Source organism: Agromyces kandeliae (genome assembly GCF_009674665.1).
Classification (GTDB): Bacteria; Actinomycetota; Actinomycetes; order Actinomycetales; family Microbacteriaceae; genus Agromyces; species Agromyces kandeliae.
Genome location: NZ_WKJD01000019.1, coordinates 251849 through 266891 on the forward strand (window position 1 = coordinate 251849; position 15043 = coordinate 266891).

The 15043-nt window shown below is 71.3% G+C and carries 12 protein-coding genes and 1 pseudogene; 8 read left to right on the forward strand and 5 right to left on the reverse strand.

The features are described from left to right. Nucleotides 1-105: 105 nt before the first annotated feature. From pepN (GJR97_RS15115) to GJR97_RS15135, 5 genes are all read left to right on the forward strand, one after another. Nucleotides 106-2658, forward strand: a complete 2553-nt coding sequence (gene pepN / locus GJR97_RS15115; protein WP_324613566.1) for an aminopeptidase N — start codon at nt 106-108, stop codon at nt 2656-2658. Next, entirely contained in the window at nt 2658-5210 is a 2553-nt protein-coding gene (gene pepN / locus GJR97_RS15120; RefSeq protein WP_154347585.1) for an aminopeptidase N, read from the forward strand. Before pepN (GJR97_RS15115) ends, pepN (GJR97_RS15120) begins: the two co-directional genes overlap by 1 nt. A gap of 122 nt (nt 5211-5332) precedes the next feature. Next, nucleotides 5333-6451, forward strand: a complete 1119-nt coding sequence (locus GJR97_RS15125; RefSeq protein ID WP_154347586.1) for a mechanosensitive ion channel family protein — start codon at nt 5333-5335, stop codon at nt 6449-6451. Further along, nucleotides 6448-6849 carry a globin gene (locus GJR97_RS15130; RefSeq protein WP_324613567.1) on the forward strand — a complete coding sequence of 134 codons (402 nt, stop codon included), beginning with the start codon at nt 6448-6450 and terminating at the stop codon, nt 6847-6849. Before GJR97_RS15125 ends, GJR97_RS15130 begins: the two co-directional genes overlap by 4 nt. 95 nt (nt 6850-6944) lie before the next feature. Continuing rightward, on the forward strand, nt 6945-8636 hold the full coding sequence (locus GJR97_RS15135; protein WP_195760731.1) for an FAD-binding dehydrogenase: 1692 nt from the start codon (nt 6945-6947) through the stop codon (nt 8634-8636). 74 nt (nt 8637-8710) lie between these two features. Here the strand turns inward: GJR97_RS15135 and GJR97_RS15140 are convergent, their stop codons facing one another. Further along, nucleotides 8711-9391 carry a hypothetical protein gene (locus GJR97_RS15140; protein WP_154347588.1) on the reverse strand — a complete coding sequence of 227 codons (681 nt, stop codon included), beginning with the start codon at nt 9389-9391 and terminating at the stop codon, nt 8711-8713. 95 nt (nt 9392-9486) lie between these two features. On the opposite strand from GJR97_RS15140, the gene GJR97_RS15145 reads away from it, so the two are divergent. The 3 genes from GJR97_RS15145 (at nt 9487) to GJR97_RS15155 (ending at nt 11507) form a co-directional block, all read left to right on the forward strand. After that, on the forward strand, nt 9487-10368 hold the full coding sequence (locus GJR97_RS15145) for an acyl-CoA thioesterase (RefSeq protein WP_154347589.1): 882 nt from the start codon (nt 9487-9489) through the stop codon (nt 10366-10368). A 111-nt stretch (nt 10369-10479) separates the two neighbouring features. Beyond that, entirely contained in the window at nt 10480-10950 is a 471-nt protein-coding gene (locus GJR97_RS15150; protein WP_154347590.1) for a Rieske (2Fe-2S) protein, read from the forward strand. Next, complete coding sequence (locus GJR97_RS15155; RefSeq protein WP_154347591.1) at nt 10947-11507, forward strand: hypothetical protein; 561 nt, start codon at nt 10947-10949, stop codon at nt 11505-11507. The genes GJR97_RS15150 and GJR97_RS15155 overlap by 4 nt, the downstream gene beginning before the upstream one ends. 52 nt (nt 11508-11559) lie before the next feature. On the opposite strand, the gene GJR97_RS15160 is transcribed toward GJR97_RS15155, so the two are convergent. From GJR97_RS15160 to GJR97_RS15170, 4 genes and pseudogenes are all read right to left on the reverse strand, one after another. After that, on the reverse strand, nt 11560-12039 hold the full coding sequence (locus GJR97_RS15160; RefSeq protein WP_129235643.1) for an acyl-CoA thioesterase: 480 nt from the start codon (nt 12037-12039) through the stop codon (nt 11560-11562). Nucleotide 12040: 1 nt separating this feature from the next. After that, nucleotides 12041-13723 (reverse strand): energy-dependent translational throttle protein EttA, encoded by a 1683-nt coding sequence (ettA, locus tag GJR97_RS15165; protein WP_324613568.1) that lies wholly within the window; start codon nt 13721-13723, stop codon nt 12041-12043. 120 nt (nt 13724-13843) lie between these two features. Continuing rightward, nucleotides 13844-14440 (reverse strand): annotated as a pseudogene (locus tag GJR97_RS18920) (DUF6993 domain-containing protein); the annotation flags it as partial. After that, nucleotides 14382-14939, reverse strand: coding sequence for a single-stranded DNA-binding protein (locus GJR97_RS15170; RefSeq protein WP_154347592.1), 558 nt, complete (start codon nt 14937-14939; stop codon nt 14382-14384). The pseudogene GJR97_RS18920 and the gene GJR97_RS15170, both read right to left, overlap by 59 nt. Nucleotides 14940-15043: the final 104 nt, after the last annotated feature.

Here is a 15043-nt window from a genome sequence, read left to right on the forward strand (position 1 = left end):
CCTCGCGCACCTCCCGTCGTCAGGTACGCGGGACTAGGCTGATCGGGTTGTCCCGCGCCACGAACGCCGGGGCGACGCATCCGTTCGACGCAGATGGAGACCTGAGTGCCTGGAGAGAACCTCACCCGCATCGAGGCCGAGGAGCGCGCCGCGCTCGTCACGGTGCACGACTACGACGTCCGGCTGGACGTCACGACCGGGCCGGAGGTGTTCCGCTCGGAGACTACGGTGCGCTTCGCCGCCCGGAAGGGTGCGTCGACGTTCATCGACGCCATCACCGCGGCCGTGCACTCGGTCACGCTCAACGGTCGCGAGCTCGACCCGGCGGAGGTGAGCGACGGCGTCCGCATCCAGCTGCCCGGCCTCGATGACGAGAACGAGCTGACCGTGGTCGCCGACGGCCGCTACATGCACACCGGCGAGGGCCTCCACCGCTTCGTCGACCCGGTCGACGACGAGGTCTACCTCTACACCCAGTTCGAGGTGCCCGATTCGCGCCGCATGTACGCGGTGTTCGAGCAGCCCGACCTGAAGGCGGCGTTCCGCTTCACGGTGACCGCGCCGGCGCACTGGCAGGTCGTGTCGAACTCGCCGACGCCCGAGCCCGCCGACGCCCACGACGGCGCGAAGACGTGGGCGTTCGAGCCGACGCCCCGCATCTCCAGCTACATCACGGCGCTCGTCGCCGGCCCCTACGACGTCGTGCGCGACGAGCTCACGAGCGCCGACGGCCGCGTGATCCCGCTCGGCGTGTTCGCGCGCAAGAGCCTGTCGGAGTACCTCGACGCCGACTACGTCTTCGAGAAGACCAAGCAGGGCTTCGAGTACTTCGAGGCCAAGTTCGGCGTGCCCTACCCGTTCGCCAAGTACGACCAGCTCTTCGTGCCCGAGTACAACGCCGGCGCGATGGAGAACGCGGGCGCGGTCACCTTCACCGAGGTGTACGTGTTCCGCTCGAAGGTGACGGATGCCATCCGCGAGCGCCGGGTCGTGACCATCCTGCACGAGCTCGCGCACATGTGGTTCGGCGACCTCGTCACCATGAAGTGGTGGAACGACCTCTGGCTGAACGAGTCGTTCGCCGAATGGGCGTCGACGATCGCGACGGCCGAGGCCACCGAGTGGGAGGGTGCCTGGACGACCTTCAACGCCATGGAGAAGAGCTGGGCGTACCGCCAGGACCAGCTGCCCTCCACGCACCCGATCGTCGCCGAGATCCGCGACCTCGAGGACGTGCTCGTCAACTTCGACGGCATCACCTACGCCAAGGGCGGCTCGGTGCTGAAGCAGCTCGTCGCCTGGGTCGGCGTCGACGAGTTCTTCGCCGGCGTCTCCGCCTACTTCCGGAAGCACGCGTGGGGCAACACGACGCTCGCCGACCTCCTCGCCGAGCTCGAGGTCGCGAGCGGTCGCGACCTGTCCGACTGGGGGAAGCTCTGGCTCGAGACCGCGGGCGTGAACACGCTGCGACCCGAGATCGAGACCGACCACGACGGTCGGATCACCTCGTTCGCGGTGCTCCAGTCCGCGATCGAGGCGTACCCGACCCTCCGTCCGCACCGGCTCGCGATCGGCTTCTACAACCTCACCGGCGGCAAGCTCGTGCGCGAGCACCGCGTCGAGCTCGACGTCGACGGCGAGCGCACCGAGGTCGGAGAGCTCGTCGGCCTCGAGCGTCCCGACCTCGTGCTGCTGAACGACGACGACCTGGCGTACGCGAAGATCCGCCTCGACCCGGCCTCGCACGGCGTGGCCCTGGCGAACCTGTCGGAGATCGAGGACCCGCTGGCGCGTGCGCTCGTCTGGAGCTCGGTGTGGGATGCCACGCGCGACGCCGAGACCCGCCCGAGCGACTACCTCGCGCTCGTGCTCGGCAACATCGCGAGCGAGACCGAGTCGACGACGCTGCGCATCGTGCTGGCGAACTCGATCCTCGCCGCCGGCGCGTACACCGAGCCCGCCCGCCGCCTCGACGCGCTCCGCCTCCTCGCCGACGGCTTCTGGGAGCTCGCGAACGAGGCCGAGGCCGGCAGCGACGCCCAGTTCCAGTTCGTGAAGTCGTTCGCCGCGATCGCCGAGCACGGCTCGAACCTCGGCGCGCTCGAGGACCTCTACGCCGGGACGATCTCGCTCGACGGCCTCGCCGTCGACACCGACCTCGGTTGGGAGCTGCTCATCGCGCTGGCCGCAGCCGGGCGCGCGGGCGACGCCGAGATCGACGCGCGCCTCGCCGAGGACGACACCGTCACCGGCCGCGAGGCCGCGTCGAAGGCTCGCGCGGCGATCCCGACGGCCGAGGCGAAGGAGCGCGCGTGGTCGTCGCTCGTCGACAGCGACGCGGCGACGAACTCCATCGTGCGCGACACCGCGATCGGCTTCGTCCGATCGGCAGACCTCGCCCTCCTCGAGGGGTTCGTCGACCGGTACTTCGCGATGATCGGGCGGGTCTGGACCGAGCGCAGCTACGCGATCGCCGAGAAGCTCGTCGACGGGCTGTACCCGTCGACCCTGGCGAACCGGGCGTTGGCCGACGCGTCGCGCGCCTGGCTCGAGGCGAACCCCGAGGCGCCCGCCGCGCTGCGTCGCCTCGTCGTCGAGAACCTCGCCGGGGTCGACCGCGCGCTGGCCGCGCAGTCGCGCGACGCCCAGGAGGCCTGATGTCGGGGCGCCCGGACCTCACTCGGGCGGAGGCCGAGGAGCGCGCGTCGCTCCTCGCCTCGCCCGCCTACGAGGTCACGCTCGACCTCACGGCCGACCGCGGCCGGTTCCGGTCCGACACGCTGGTGCGCTTCTCCGCGACGCCGGGTGCGTCGACGTTCATCGAGGCGACCACGGCCGAGCTGCACGAGGTGGTCCTGAACGGCCGGCCGCTCGATGCGGCATCCGTCTCGGACGGCTACCGGATCCGGCTCGACGACCTCGAGGCCGAGAACGAGCTGCTCGTCGTCTCGACGCGCGAGTACACGAACACGGGTGAGGGACTGCACCGCTTCGTCGACCCCGTCGACGGCGAGGCGTACCTCTACACCGAGTTCGCCGTCGCCGAGGCGAACCGCGTGTACGCCGTGTTCGACCAGCCCGACCTCAAGGCGTCCGTCCGCTTCACGATCACCGCCCCCGACCACTGGAGCGTCCTGAGCAACGCGCCATCGCCCGAGCCGCACGTCGCGGCATCCGGCACCGCGGTGTGGGCGTTCGAGACCGGCCCGGTCATCTCGAGCTACATCGTCGCGATCATCGCAGGCCCGTACGCGTCGTGGCGATCGTCGGCGACGAGCCGCGACGGGCGCCAGGTGCCGCTCGGCCTGTTCACGCGTGCGTCGCTCGCGCAGTACGCCGAGCCCGACGTCATGTTCGAGCTGGTGCAGGGCGGACTCGCGTTCTACGAGGACGCGTTCGGCGTGCCCTACCCGTACGGCAAGTACGACCAGGTCTTCGTCCCGGAGTACAACTGGGGCGCGATGGAGAACGTCGGCGCGGTGACCTTCAACGAGGGCTACCTGTTCCGCTCGCGCGTGTCCGACGCGCGCCGCGAGCAGCGCGCGATCGTCGTGCTGCACGAGCTCAGCCACATGTGGTTCGGCAACTCGGTGACGATGCGCTGGTGGAACGACCTCTGGCTCAACGAGTCGTTCGCGACCTGGGCGTCGACGCTCGCCACCTCGCGGATCACCGAGTTCACCGACGTGTGGGCGACGTTCGCCAGCGACGAGAAGTCGCACGCCGCAGAGCAGGATCAGCTGCCCTCGACGCACCCGATCGTCGCCGAGATCGGCGACCTCGGCGACGTCGAGGTGAACTTCGACGCGATCACGTACGACAAGGGCGCGTCCGTGCTCAAGCAGCTCGTCGCCTGGGTCGGACTGGAGGCGTTCCAGCGCGGCGTTGGCGCCTACCTGGCGCGTCACTCGGGCGGCAACGCGACCCTCGCCGACCTCCTCGTCGAACTCGAGGCCGCCAGCGGCCGCGACCTCGCGGACTGGTCGGCGAAGTGGCTCGAGACCGCCGGCGTGAACACGCTGCGGCTCGAGATCGAGTCGGATGCCGCGGGCCGGATCACCGCGGCACGCGTCGAGCAGTCCGCCGCCGACTCGCACCCGACGCTCCGCCCGCACCGCATCGCGGTCGGGTCGTACGACGACGTCGACGGCCGACTCGAGCGCGTGCACCGCGTCGAGCTCGACGTCGACGGCGGATCGACCGACGTGCCCGAGCTCGTCGGTCGACCTCGCCCCGCGCTGCTGCTCGTGAACGACGACGACCTCACCTACGCGAAGGTGCGCCTCGACGAGTCGTCGTTCGCGGTGGCGCGTGACCGCCTGTCGGACCTCGTCGACCCGGTCGCTCGCGCGGTCGTCCTCGGATCGGCGTGGGACGGCGTCCGAGATGCGGAGATCCCGGCCGCCGACTTCGTGCGCCTCGTCGTGGCGAACGTCGGGCACGAGACGCAGTCGGCCGCACGCGGCCTCGCGCTCTCCCGACTGGAGCTCGCCGTGTCGCGCTACCTCGCCGACCACCATCGCGACGTGCTCGCGGAGGAGGCTGCGGACGCGGTCTGGGCGCTCGCCGAGCTCGCCCCGGCCGGCTCCGACGCGCAGCTGCAGTTCGTGAAGGCGTTCACCCGACTCGCCTGCGTGCCCGCGCACGCCGACGTCCTCGAGTCGCTCGCCACCGGCGAGACGAACCTCGCGGGCCTCGAGGTCGACCTCGACCTGCGCTGGGAGATCACGATCGCCCGGGCGACGCTCGGTGCGGCCGCCGACGACGAGGTCGACGCGGCGCTCGCTGCGGACGACACCGCCAAGGGGCGCCAGCTCGCCGAGACCGCGCGCGCCGCGCGACCCGACCAGTCGGCGAAGGATGCCGCGTGGCGGCGCGTCGCGACCGACACGACCCTGTCGAACGACCTCGCCCGCGCGATCGCCGACGGCTGGCAGCGGACGACGGACGCCGCGCTCCTCGCCGGCACCGCGGACGACTATCTCGACATGCTCGACCGGGTCTGGGCCGAGCGGAGCTTCACGATGGCCTCGCTCATCGTGCGCAGGCTGTTCCCGTCGCCCGTCGTCGATGCCGAGCTCGCCTCGCGGGTCGGCGAGTGGCTGGACGCGCACGCCGAGCCCGCGCCGCTGCACCGACTCGTCGCGGAGCAGCTGAGCGAACTCGAACGCGCACTCGCGGCGCGCGAGTGCGACGCCGCCGCCGGCTGAGCACGGTCGCACCGTTCCGACGCGCGGCCCGCCGCCGCCCTCCGGGGTCGGTCGGCGGGGCGTGCGTCGTCGCGGCCACGTGCAGCGATCACCCGGACCCGGCTCAGTAGAATTCGAGCATCATGCGCCCGTTCGAAGAGACCGATCCCGAGCAGATCGACATCTCCGTGCAGATCGACGCGTTCCAGGAGACGTGGTACGGCCAGGTCCTGTTCAACGTCATCGACATCGCCATCATCGTCGCGATCGCGCTCCTGATCCGGTGGATCCTGCACTTCGTGATCCGACGGACGGTCAACCAGGTCGTCACGGGCGTCAAGCGCAAGCAGGACGTCGCCGACACGCAGGCCCTGAACGCGGCGTCACCGCTCGCAGCCGTTCGCGTCGTGCAGCGCACGCGCACGCTCGGGTCGGTGCTGAAGAACATCGTGAACGTGACCATCGGCATCCTGGTGGTCATCCTCGTGGTCGGAACGCTCTGGCCCGACGTGCTGGGCTCGTTCACACTGCTGTCCGCCGCGATCGGCGCCGGCCTCGGCTTCGGCGCGCAGAACATCGTGAAGGATGCCCTGAACGGCATGTTCATGGTCGTGGAGGACCAGCTCGGCGTCGGCGACATCGTCGACCTCGGCCACGCGTCGGGCATCGTCGAGGAGGTCCGCATTCGCGTGACCTCGGTTCGCGACGTCAACGGCACGCTCTGGTTCGTGCGGAACGGCGAGATCACGCGCGTCGGCAACATGTCGCAGGGGTGGGCTCGCGTGATCATCGACCTCGCAGTGCCGTACACGGCCGACGTCGACGAGGTCGAGGCGGCAATGCTCGGAACCGCGAGCGAGATGGCCCGATCGAGCAAGTGGCGCTCGCGCGTCCTCGAGAAGCCCGAGGTCTGGGGCCTCGAATCGGTCTCGTCCGAGGCGATGGTGATCCGCATCGTCATGAAGGTCCGGACGTCTGCCAAGGACGACGTCGCCCGCGAGCTCCGGGTGCGGCTCAAGCGCACGCTCGACGAGATGGGCCTGACCCTGCCGAGCCTCGCGAGCGTCGTGCTGTCGGGCTTCGACGGCGTCACCCGCGTGAAGGGCGCGAAGCCGCCGAAGACCGAGCCCAACCCCGTCATGGACCGACCGGCGCCGAGCAAGCGCCTGCTCCGCGCCATGCGCGCCGCGAAGACCGTCACCGGCACGGGCAGCGTTCCGACCGCCGCCGACGCCGACACCAGCCCGAAGGACGCCCCGTGAGCCTGCCCGACAACCTCCCCTCGCCGAGCTTCTACGACCAGGTCGGCGGGCACGAGACCTTCGCGCGGCTCGTCCACGAGTTCTACCGCGGCGTGGCGGGCGACCCCGTGCTGAAGCCCATGTACCCGGAGGAGGACCTCGGCCCGGCCGAGGAGCGCCTGCTCATGTTCCTCGAGCAGTACTGGGGCGGGCCGACCACGTACGGCGAGCGGCGCGGACATCCGCGCCTGCGGCTCAGGCACCAGCCGTTCAAGGTGAATCCCGAGGCGCGCGATCGCTGGCTCGGGCACATGCGCGCAGCCGTCGACACGCTCGACCTCCCGCCCGTGGCGGAGGCCACCCTGTGGGACTATCTCCAGCGGGCGGCGTTCGCCATGGTGAACACCTTCGAGGAGTGACACGGGCGTCACCCGCGCCGACCGCGCCCACGGCGCAGCCCGAGGCATCCGCTCCCCGGAGCATCCGCCGCACCGCCCGAGACGAAGGAGTCCCAGTGGCCGACCCGACCACTCCCCTCACCAGGCCCGCCGCTCGCGCCGACGTCGACGTCGACGCCGTGATCATCGGCGGCGGCCTGTCGGGCCTCGTCGCGGCATCCGAGCTCGTCGACGCCGGCAAGCGCGTCGTGATCGTCGACCAGGAGCCGGAGGCGAGCCTCGGCGGGCAGGCGTGGTGGTCGTTCGGCGGACTGTTCCTGGTCGACTCGCCCGAGCAGCGGAGGCTCGGCGTGCACGACTCGCTCGAGCTCGCGCGCCAGGACTGGCTCGGCACCGCCGGATTCGACCGCGACGAGGACGAGTGGGGCCGGCGCTGGGCCGAGGCGTACCTGGAGTTCGCGGCCGGCGAGAAGCGATCGTGGCTCCGGGGCAAGGGCCTGAAGTTCTTCCCGGTCGTCGGGTGGGCCGAGCGCGGCGCAGGCACGGCGATCGGGCACGGGAACTCGGTGCCCCGGTTCCACATCACGTGGGGCACCGGGCCCGGCGTGCTGGAGCCGTTCATCGCGCGCGTCCGCGCGGGCGAGGCGGCGGGCCTCGTGTCGCTGCAGTTCCGTCACCGCGTGGACGAGCTGGTCGTCGAGGACGGCGCCGTGGTCGGCGTCCGGGGGGTTCGGCTCGCACCCGACGAGGTCGAGCGCGGCGTGGGATCCAACCGGGACGTCGTCGGCGAGTTCGAGCTGCGGGCGCCGGCCGTGGTGGTCGCCTCGGGCGGCATCGGCGGCAACCACGACCTCGTACGGGCGGCCTGGCCGGAGCGGCTCGGAACTCCGCCGTCGGAGATGCTGTCGGGCGTGCCCGCGCACGTCGACGGGCGCATGCTCGGCATCGCCGAGGCATCCGGTGCCCGACTCGTCAACGGCGACCGCATGTGGCACTACACCGAGGGCATCACGAACTGGGACCCGGTGTGGGCCCGGCACGGCATCCGCATCCTTCCCGGCCCCTCGTCGATGTGGTTCGACGCGACCGGCGCACGCCTGCCCGCGCCGCTCTTCCCCGGCTTCGACACGCTCGGCACGCTCGAGCACCTGGCGCGCTCGGGCCACGACCACTCGTGGTTCGTGCTCACGCAGCGCATCATCGAGAAGGAGTTCGCGCTCTCCGGCAGCGAGCAGAACCCCGACCTGACGAACAAGGACCTCCGGCTGCTCGCCGACCGCCTCGGTTCCGGCGCACCGGGTCCGGTCGAGGCCTTCAAGCAGCACGGCGTCGACTTCGTCGTCGCCGACACGCTGCCCGAGCTGCTCGACGGGATGCGTCGCCTCGACCCCGCCGACCTCCTCGACACCGACAACGTCGAGCGCGAGGTCGTCGCGCGCGACCGCGAGGTGGAGCACGAGTTCTCCAAGGACCTGCAGGTGACCGCGGTCCGCGGCGCGCGCAACTACCGCGGCGACAGGCTCATCCGCGTGGCGCCGCCGCACCGCATCCTCGATCCCAAGGCCGGCCCGCTCATCGCCGTGAAGCTGCACATCCTGACGCGCAAGAGCCTCGGCGGGATCCAGACCGATCTCGATTCGCGTGCGCTCGGCGCCGACGGCGCGCCCGTCCCCGGCCTGTTCGCAGTCGGCGAGGCCGCGGGCTTCGGCGGCGGCGGCGTGCACGGCTATCGCGCGCTCGAGGGGACGTTCCTCGGCGGGTGCCTGTTCACCGGGCGCGCGGCGGGGCGCGCGATCGCGGCGGGCTGAGCCCGGGTCGCCGTCGGCACGGCGCCTGCCGCAGCGCGCCGACGCGAGCCGGGACGAGACGACGGATGCCCCGGCTACGCCTTGAGCGTCCAGGCCTTCCGTCGCACGAGGACGTGCCCTCGTCGCGAGCTCAGGCGCGTCCACGGACCGGTCTCGAACAGCGAGGTCGGGTCGTCGCCGAGGAACCCGAGGCTGAACGCCGCGAACGCCGCACCCGCCGGGACGTACTCGAGCCCGTCGATGCCCCGGCCCCAGACCTCGGAGCGCACGCGCTGCACGAGTTGCTCGCCGGTGCCCTCGGGGATCGTCGCCGCGACCTCGTCGATGCCCTCGCGTGCCGCGCGCTCGAGCGTGGCGGCATCCGTCTCGCCGAGCGGTCGCCAGCCGCCGCGCGGCGGCGAGATGCCCGCCCAGGTGACGGTGTTGACCTCGGGCGGGCGGGTCATCGTGACCGGTCGCGACTCGTCGTCCTCGCCGATCTCGCCACGCGCGCGGACGATCCGATCGACCACCGAGCGCATCGGCACGACCACGTCGAAGTCGTCCGTCTCGAAGAGCTGGAAGGTCCGGAGGCCGAGCACGGTGGGACTCTCGTCGAGGATGCCGCGCGGGTAGAGGATCGCGGTGTACACGGCCAGGATGCCGTTCGCCGCGACGAGGCGCACCGATCCGTCCTCGACGCGCGACGCGCGCTGGAGGTACGTGTGCAGATCGCCGAGCGACAGGCTGTCGGCAAGCGTGAATTGCTGGACCATGGCCTGTCTAGACTACCGAGAGAGCGCCGCGGCCCCGCCCGTCGCGCGCCCGCCGCTCCGCGGTGCGACGGTCGAACGATCCAGACGGAGGAACGATGAGCAGTTCGATCGAGGGGCTGTTGAGCACCCTGCGACTCACCGACACCGGAGCACGGACCGACGAGGACATCTTCACGGGACCGTCGCAGTGGATGCCGCGCGGCCGCGTCTTCGGCGGCCAGGTGCTGGCCCAGTCGATCATCGCCGCGAGCAACACGGTGCCCGACGACCGTCCGATCCACTCGATGCACGGCTACTTCCTCCGGCCCGGCGACGTGCAGCATCCGATCACGTTCTCCGTGGACCGCATCCACGATGGCCGGTCGTTCTCGACGAGGCGCACGCAGGCGTTCCAGCACGGCCTGCCGATCCTGTCGCTCATCGCATCGTTCCAGACCCGCGACGCGGGCTTCGAGCACCAGATCGGAATGCCCCACGACCTCCCGGACCCCGACACGCTGCCGTCGACGGCCGACGTGCTCGGGCACCTCGACCACGACGTCGCGCGCTACTGGTCGAGCGAGCGGGCGTTCGACGTCCGGCACATCCCGTCGCCGGTGTACCTCTCCGTCGAGGGCGAGCGGATGCCGCATCAGGTGGTCTGGATGAAGGCGTTCGGCCGCCTTCCGGACGACGTCCGCCAGCACCGGGCCGCGCTCGCCTACGCCAGCGACTACTCGATCCTCGAGCCCGTGCTCCGAGCGCACGGCGTCGCATGGGCCACGCCCGGCCTGAAGGTCGCGAGCCTCGACCACGCGATGTGGTGGCACCGCGACGCCCGCGTCGACGAGTGGCTGCTGTTCACGATGGACTCGCCGTCGGCGAGCGGCGGCAGGGGCCTCTCGCTCGGCCGCATCTACACGCGCGACGGCCTGCTCGTGGCGAGCGTGGCCCAGGAGGGCATGGTCCGCGTGCCCGATCCGACCGCGCTCGACTGATCGGAGCCGCGACGGATTGCCTGGACGATCGCGGCGAATGCGGCATCCGCCGGGCGATGTGCCGCAGAATGGCACCACGCCGCACCCCGCGGCCCGATGAGGGAGGCAGCAATGGACGACGCCCGTGAACTCTCGCGCCGGACGGCGCTCGCATTGGGTGGGAGCGGGGCGCTCGGAGGCGCACTGATCCTCGCCGGATGCGCTCCCGCTGAGGATGCGTCCGGTGCGGGCACCCCGTCGGAGACGGGCTCCGATTCGGGTGACACGGGTTCGACGCCGACGGATGCCGCGGGCGAAGACGTCGCGGCCCTCGCCGACATCCCCGTCGGCGGCAGCATCAGCGCCACGATCGGCGGCGAGCCGGTGCTGCTCTCGCAGCCGTCCGCGGGCGAGGTCGTGGCGTTCAGCGCGATCTGCACGCATCAGGGATGCACGGTCGCGCCTGAAGGGGCGGCATTGATCTGCCCGTGTCACGGCTCGACCTTCGACCCCGCGACCGGCGACGTCGAACAGGGCCCGGCGCTCGAGCCGCTGCCCTCGGTGCCGGTCAGCGTCGACGGGGACCGCGTGATCGCCGGATGAGCGAGCTGTTCGACTTCCAGGTCGCCGGCCTGCCGATGCACGTGCTGCTCGTGCACGTGATCGTGGTCGGCGTGCCGCTGCTCGCGCTCCTCCTCATCGTGCTGGCGGCCTGGCCGACCGCGCGGCGGGTGCTCTGGATCCCGGCGCTCATCGGTGCCGTGCTGCTGCTCGGCCTGACCTGGCTCACCGTCGAGGCCGGAGAGTGGCTCGTCGAGCGAGTGCCCGAGACGCCGCTCATCGAGGAGCACGCCGACCAGGGGGACGACCTCCTGCCGTGGGTCATCGCGCTCGTCGCAGTCGCGGCCCTCATCGGCGCGCTCGCGATCGTCGAGCGACGCGCAGCGCTGAAGGTCACCGACGCGGAGGTCGCCGTCGCGCGCGGCGTCTCGACACCGGCACGACGGAGCCCCGTCCGCGTCGTGATCGCGATCCTGCTGCTCGTCGCGGCGATCGGCGTCGGGGTCGGCGCGGTCTGGACCACCGTCCGGATCGGCGAGGCCGGAAGCCGCGCCGTCTGGGAGGGCTCGTTCAGCGACGTGCCGCTCGAGGACCGATAGGGACGAACGCTCCGGCGGGCGGGCCCGACCGGGCGGACCGCCGGGGCGCGCGTCAGCGGCGCCGGAACGCGACCGGTTCGCCGAGGTACGGCTCCCACGCGAGCCGCTCGGAGTCGGTGATCCGACGCGGTGTCTCCGTGGCTGCGTCCACGAGCACGATCGTGGTCGCGGCGCGCGTGTAGAGGGTGCGCGGCTCGGAGCCCACGGGCGAGTAGACCTCGTAGCAGACCTCGAGGCTCGCTCCGCCCATCCGGCCGATCCAGAGCTCGATGTCGAGCGGGAGCCGCTGGTACGGGATCGGCGCCAGATACTCGACCTCCTGCCGTGCGATGAGCGAGAGGGTCGCCGAGCCCGGCGACGCGTCGATCACCGCGGTCGACGCACCGACCGCATGCTCGGCGGTGCCGTCGTCGTTCACCCAGAACGCCTGGATGCGAGCCTCCTCGAGCAGGCTCAGCATCCGGGCGTTGTTCACGTGACCGTATGCGTCGAGATCGCTCCAGCGGAGCGGCGTGGGCACGTGCAGGCGCATGTCAGTCCCTCGTGAGCTTGCGGTAGGTCGAGCGGTGGGGCTTCGCCGCCTCGGGGCCGAGGCGCTCGACCTTGTTGGCCTCGTACGCCTCGAAGTTGCCCTCGAACCAGTACCAGTCGGCGGGGTTCTCGTCGGTGCCCTCGTAGGCGAGGATGTGCGTCGCGATGCGGTCGAGGAACCACCGGTCGTGCGTGATGACCACCGCGCACCCGGGGAACTCGAGCAGCGCGTTCTCGAGGCTCGAGAGCGTCTCGACGTCGAGGTCGTTCGTCGGCTCGTCGAGGAGCAGGAGGTTGCCGCCCTGCTTGAGCGTCAGGGCCAGGTTCAGGCGGTTGCGCTCGCCGCCCGAGAGCACGCCGGCTCGCTTCTGCTGGTCGGGACCCTTGAATCCGAACGTCGAGACGTACGCGCGGCTCGGAACCTCGGTCTTGCCGACCTGGATGTAGTCGAGACCGTCGGAGACGACCTCCCACAGGGTCTTGTTCGGGTCGATGCCGGTGCGCGACTGGTCGACGTACGAGATCTTCACGGTCTCGCCGATCTTGAGGTTCCCGCCGTCGAGCGGCTCGAATCCGACGATGCTCTTGAAGAGCGTCGTCTTGCCGACGCCGTTCGGGCCGATGATGCCGACGATGCCGTTGCGCGGGAGCGTGAAGCTCAGCCCGTCGATGAGCGTGCGGTCGCCGAACCCCTTCTCGAGCTTCTTCGCCTCGAGCACGACGTCGCCGAGGCGCGGGCCCGCGGGAATCTGGATCTCCTCGAAGTCGAGCTTCCGCGTCCGCTCGGCCTCGGCCGCCATCTCCTCGTAGCGCGCGAGTCGGGCCTTCGACTTCGCCTGACGCCCCTTGGCGTTCGAGCGGACCCACTCGAGCTCGTCCTTCAGTCGCTTCTGGAGCTTCTGGTCCTTCTTGCCCTGCACCTGCAGGCGCTCGGCCTTCTTCTCGAGGTAGGTCGAGTAGTTGCCCTCGTAGGGGTAGAGACGACCGCGATCGACCTCGCAGATCCACTCGGCGACGTGGTCGAGGAAGTACCGGTCGTGCGTGACCGCGAGCACGGCGCCGGGGTACTTGGCGAGGTGCTGCTCGAGCCAGAGCACGCTCTCGGCGTCGAGGTGGTTGGTGGGCTCGTCGAGGAGCAGCAGGTCGGGCTTCTGGAGCAGCAGCTTGCAGAGCGCGACGCGCCGCTTCTCACCGCCGGACAGCACCGAGACGGGCGTGTCGCTCGGCGGGCAGCGCAGCGCGTCCATCGCCTGCTCGAGCTGCGAGTCGAGGTCCCACGCGTCGGCGGCGTCGATCTCCTCCTGCAGCGTTCCCATCTCGGCGAGCAGGGTGTCGAAGTCGGCGTCGGGATTCGCCATCTCGGCCGAGATCTCGTTGAACCGGTCGACCTTCGCCTTGATCGGACCGACGCCCTCCTGCACGTTCTCGAGGACGGTCTTGGTCTCGTCGAGCTCGGGCTCCTGCATCAGGATGCCGACCGAGTAGCCCGGGGTGAGCCGGGCCTCGCCGTTCGAGGGCTGGTCGAGCCCGGCCATGATCTTGAGGATCGTCGACTTCCCGGCGCCGTTCGGGCCGACGACGCCGATCTTCGCTCCGGGGAGGAACGCCATCGTGACGTCGTCGAGGATCACCTTGTCACCGACCGCCTTGCGGGCGCGGACCATCGAGTAAATGTAGTCAGCCACTGAGTTCCTCACGTCTGGAGTGCGCGGTTCAGCCCTCCAGCCTAGCGGCCCGGGTGGGTGCGTCGAGCCGGGACGGCTCGCCGCGCACCACCCGCCCGTCGGGGCCGTCGCCCCGATGAGGCATCCGCCGGTGCCGAGGCCAGGGCGCTCGGCGCTCCGGTACCCGTCGGAAGCCGGGCCGTACTGGCCGATCACGCAGCGATCCCCGATCCGGACCGAGAACCGGATCGAGTCGGCGGGCTCGCCGAGCGTCGTGGTGTCGGAGGTCACCTGCATCGCGGCACGGTCGACTCCCGCGGCGGCGAGCGCGTCGATGAACGCACGCCCGCCCGCCGCGTCATCCCCCGCGATCACGGCGAGGTTCACCTCGTCGAAGCGGTCGATCCCGGGATCGGACGAGCGTGCCGGGGCCGTGGTCGCCCGGTCGCCTCCCGCCTCGGTCGCGACCGGAGGCGCGGACGTGGCCCTCGGCGGCGCAGCGCCGGCCTCCGGACCCGTGCACCCGGCGAGCGCGAACGCGAGGGCGCCTGCCGCGAGCGCGGCTGGGAGCGGCCCCGTCCGCAGCCGGGGAGGGGTCGCGACCATGCCGGTGCCCGCTCGGTCTCCACGGAGGCCGAGTCCACGACCCGGCGACCGCAGGACCAGGGGCGCCGGCCGATCAGGGTGCGGGCAGTGGCGTGAGCGCGGACCCCTCGTCGGCGAGGATCGGCTCGTCATCGTCGTCGTCCTGGACCGTCCAGTCGGCCCCCTCCGCCCAGTCGGGGACGTCGGTGCGACGGTCGTCGCCGTCGGACTCGCCCTCGTCGGTTGCCGTGATCGTGGACCCCTCCGTCTCGCCGGTGGGATCGACGAGTCGGGCGCCCGACGTCTTCGAATAGACCGCGACTCCCCACGACAGGTCGTGGCCGATCGCGTCGGCGTCGATCTCGATCGCGGTGCCCGAGCGCTCGCCGGTCTCCCAGGCCCGGACGCGAAGCCGGCCGTGCACGACGATACGCTCGCCCTTGCGGAGCGAGCGCGCGGTGTTCAGCGCGAGCTGCCGGAACGACGAGACGGTGTACCAGTTCGTCTCCCCGTCGGTCCACGCGCCGGTGGCGCGATCGAAGAAGCGGCGCGTGGACGCCAGCCGGAAGTTGGTGATCGGCAGGCCCGTCGCGGTGACGGTATGACGTGGGTCGCTGCCGATGACGCCGGTGATGGTCACGAGGTCGGACATGGGGTGCTCCTCAAGGCTCGACGCCGCCGCGGATCGGCGGCTGGCGGCATCCGGGGCCCTCGTGCCGGAACGACCCCGGATGCCGCTCTCCACAGCGTGGCGGT

What these genes read in the sequence shown, in the direction of transcription:
- GJR97_RS15150 (WP_154347590.1), top strand. Translation starts at nt 10,480, where the DNA reads ATGGACGACGCCCGTGAACTCTCGCGCCGGACGGCGCTCGCATTGGGT.
- GJR97_RS15155 (WP_154347591.1), top strand. Translation starts at nt 10,947, where the DNA reads ATGAGCGAGCTGTTCGACTTCCAGGTCGCCGGCCTGCCGATGCACGTG.
- GJR97_RS15125 (WP_154347586.1), top strand. Translation starts at nt 5,333, where the DNA reads ATGCGCCCGTTCGAAGAGACCGATCCCGAGCAGATCGACATCTCCGTG.
- GJR97_RS15145 (WP_154347589.1), top strand. Translation starts at nt 9,487, where the DNA reads ATGAGCAGTTCGATCGAGGGGCTGTTGAGCACCCTGCGACTCACCGAC.
- GJR97_RS15140 (WP_154347588.1), bottom strand. Translation starts at nt 9,391, where the DNA reads ATGGTCCAGCAATTCACGCTTGCCGACAGCCTGTCGCTCGGCGATCTG.
- GJR97_RS15160 (WP_129235643.1), bottom strand. Translation starts at nt 12,039, where the DNA reads ATGCGCCTGCACGTGCCCACGCCGCTCCGCTGGAGCGATCTCGACGCA.
- GJR97_RS15170 (WP_154347592.1), bottom strand. Translation starts at nt 14,939, where the DNA reads ATGTCCGACCTCGTGACCATCACCGGCGTCATCGGCAGCGACCCACGT.
- pepN (WP_154347585.1), top strand. Translation starts at nt 2,658, where the DNA reads ATGTCGGGGCGCCCGGACCTCACTCGGGCGGAGGCCGAGGAGCGCGCG.